Origin of the sequence: Mesorhizobium sp. M7A.F.Ca.CA.001.10.2.1 (assembly GCF_003998575.1) — a bacterium.
Classification (GTDB): Bacteria; Pseudomonadota; Alphaproteobacteria; order Rhizobiales; family Rhizobiaceae; genus Mesorhizobium.
On the sequence record NZ_RZQY01000741.1, the window covers coordinates 1 to 2,780 of the forward strand.

Below are 2,780 nucleotides of genomic sequence, written 5' to 3' on the forward strand. Positions count from 1 at the left end.
GGCGCTGGCCGCCGGACAGTTGCCGCGGCAGGCGTTGCAGGAACGTGTCGAGCCCGAGCCGCTTGGCGGCGCCGTCCACCCTGGCGTCGATCGTCGTTTTCTCCGCCTTCTTCAGGAGCAGGCTGAAGCCCATGTTCTTCGACACGTCCATATGCGGATAGAGCGCGTAGGACTGGAAAACCATGGCGATGTCGCGGTCCTTGGGTGCCACGTCATTGACCAGCCGCTCGCCGATGCGGATCTCGCCGCCGGAAGCCTCCTCCAGCCCGGCGATCATGCGCAAGAGCGTGGACTTGCCGCAGCCTGACGGCCCAACCAGGACGACGAACTCGCCATCGGCGATTTCAAGGTCGACCGCGTGCAGGACGCGGACGGCGCCATAGTCCTTGCGGACGTTTTCGAGCGTAACAGAGGCCATCGATCTATCCTTTGACGGCGCCGGCGGTAAGGCCGGTGACGAGATAGCGTTGCAGGAAGGCGAAGAAGATACAGACCGGGATCAGCGCCAGGATGGACGCCGCCATCATCTGTCCCCAGTCGACGGCGAACTTGCCGATGAAGGTGAGCAAGCCGACGGCAAAGGTCTTCTGGTCGTCGCTGGAAATCAGCATCAGCGCGAACAGAAGCTCGCTCCAGGCGGCGGTGAAGACGAAGCCGAGCGTGGCGCCCATGCCGGGCAGCGTCAGCGGCACGATCACCTTGCGCATGGCCTGCGCGCGGGTGCAGCCGTCGATCATCGCGGCCTCTTCCAAATCCTTGGGGATGCCGTCGAAGAACGACTGCATCAGGAAGGTGGCAAAGGCCGTGTTGAAGGCGGTGTAGATGATGATCAGCCCGGTCAGGCTGTTGATCAGGCCGATCTGCCCCATCACGCGGTAGATCGGCGGAATGACCATCACCAGCGGAAAAGTCTGGGTGAGCAGCAACATCAGCGCCAGGGCTGCCTTGCCGCGAAAGGTGAAGCGCGACATGGCATAGCCGGCGAGCGTGGCGATGATCGTCACCAGTGCCGCCGTCGAGACCGAGACGATGACGCTGTTGAGGAAATAGCGCGGGAAATCGGTGGCCTCGAGCACGGTAACGAAGTTTTGCAGTGTCATGTGCGACGGCCAGAAGGTGATGCCTTCGGAATAGAGCAGCCGCTCCGGCGTGACCGAGATCTTCAGCGTCCAGTAGATCGGGAACAGGGCAAACAGCACGTAAGCCGCGATTGCCGCGTAGAGGCCGATGCCGCCGAAGAAGCGCTGCGAGGTTGAACGTCCTGCTATCATCAGACGTGCCTCACCAACGTGCGGCGGATGCCGATCAGCGCAATCGCATAGGCGATGAGCAGAACGAGCAGCAGCACCGCCACCGCCGAGGCATAGCCCTTGTCCAGCGATTTGAAGGCGCTGACATAGATGTAGACCGGCACCGTGTTGGTCGAGCCGGCCGGTCCGCCCTCCGTCATGACGAAGATCAGGTCGGCGAAGGTGACGATCCAGATGGTGCGCAACATCACAGTGATGGCGATGGTCGGCGCCAGGAACGGCAGCGTCACCTTGGTGAAGCGCTGCCATGGCGAAGCGCCGTCGATGGCCGCTGCCTCATGCAGTTCCGACGGAATGGATTTCAGCGCCGCCAAAAGCGTGATGGCGAAGAACGGAATGCCGAACCAGATATTGGCGACGATCGGCCCCCACATGGCGGTGGCGGGATCGGAAAGCACATTGGTCGGTTCGGCCTTCAGCCCCAGTGCAAACAGCCAGTGCGGCAACGGGCCGATGATCGGATTGAACAGCCAGGCCCAGGTCAGGCCCGACAGGAAGGACGGCACAGCCCAGGGCAGGAACACCAGGGCTTGCACAGCCTTGCGGCCGCGAAACGGCTTGTCGAGCAGCAGCGCCAGGCCAAGGCCGAGGAAGAACTGGAAGAACAGGCTGGCGACCGTCCACCACAACGTGTTGACCAGTGCCTGCCCCAGCACCTGATCCGACAGCATCGCCTGATACTGTCCAAGCCCGACATATTCCGATTTGAACGCCGAGAACTTACGGAAGGAGTAGCTGATGCCGATGACCAGCGGCACCAGCAGCACCACGACCAGAAGGATGATCGCCGGGCTGAGATACAGCCATGGTTCGATAGCGGCATGCGACAGCCGCTTCTTTCGCGGCTGGCCTGCGGATCGGATTTCAGACACGGCATAAGTCATTGGGTGCTAAATCGTCTCCTGGAGGAGCGCCGGAATTGGCGACAAGCGTCCTTCTCCCCGTTCACGGGGAGAAGATGCCGGCAGGCAGATGAGGGGCAGCGCGAACCTATCGAGGCATAGCGCCGCCCCTCATCCGGCCCTATCGGGCCACCTTCTCCCCGTAAACGGGGAGAAGGGAAGAAAAACTACTTCTTGTTCTTCGCCAGCCAGTCCTGCTGTTCCTTGGTCAGGAAGGCAGCCCATTGGTCGGCGACGTCCTTGGCCGTCTTCTGGCCAAGCAGCACTTCCTGGAAATTCTTGATCGCCACCTGGTCGACGAAATTGCCGAGGTTCTCCAGATGCGTCGGCGGGGTGACCATTTCATATTTGGAGCTGTCGCTGAGCTCCGTGAACCAGCCCTTGAACTGCTCCGTCTTGAAATGGGGATCCTGGTCGGCGCCGTTGTGGATCGGAACGACGCCGACTTCCTTGGCCCATTCCAGATTGTCCTTCGGCGACAGAAGCGTCGCCATCAGCTTCCAGGCGTCGTCCTTGCGCTGCGAGTTGGCAAACCTCGCCCACCCGTCATACCCCAGCGCCGCATAGG

At 61.8% G+C, this 2,780-nt stretch carries 3 protein-coding genes and 1 pseudogene; all 4 read right to left on the reverse strand.

Annotated features, from left to right (window positions below; genetic code table 11):
- On the reverse strand, positions 1-418 hold a 418-nt coding region (locus EN964_RS30965), incomplete at its 3' end, for an ABC transporter ATP-binding protein (RefSeq protein WP_164776111.1).
- Between the two features lie 4 nt (positions 419-422).
- The gene (locus EN964_RS30970) at positions 423-1,271 is read right to left on the reverse strand and encodes a carbohydrate ABC transporter permease (RefSeq protein WP_027036797.1); all 849 of its coding nucleotides are present in this window, start codon (positions 1,269-1,271) and stop codon (positions 423-425) included.
- Positions 1,271-2,194: a carbohydrate ABC transporter permease gene (locus EN964_RS30975; protein WP_127270752.1), complete on the reverse strand. Its 924-nt coding sequence runs from the start codon at positions 2,192-2,194 to the stop codon at positions 1,271-1,273. Before EN964_RS30975 ends, EN964_RS30970 begins: the two co-directional genes overlap by 1 nt.
- Positions 2,195-2,379: 185 nt before the next feature.
- Positions 2,380-2,780 (reverse strand): annotated as a pseudogene (locus EN964_RS30980) (extracellular solute-binding protein); the annotation flags it as partial.

Bases quoted from the DNA above. Each gene is read 5' to 3' on its own strand.
- EN964_RS30970 (WP_027036797.1), bottom strand. From the start codon at position 1,271: ATGATAGCAGGACGTTCAACCTCGCAGCGCTTCTTCGGCGGCATCGGC.
- EN964_RS30975 (WP_127270752.1), bottom strand. From the start codon at position 2,194: ATGACTTATGCCGTGTCTGAAATCCGATCCGCAGGCCAGCCGCGAAAG.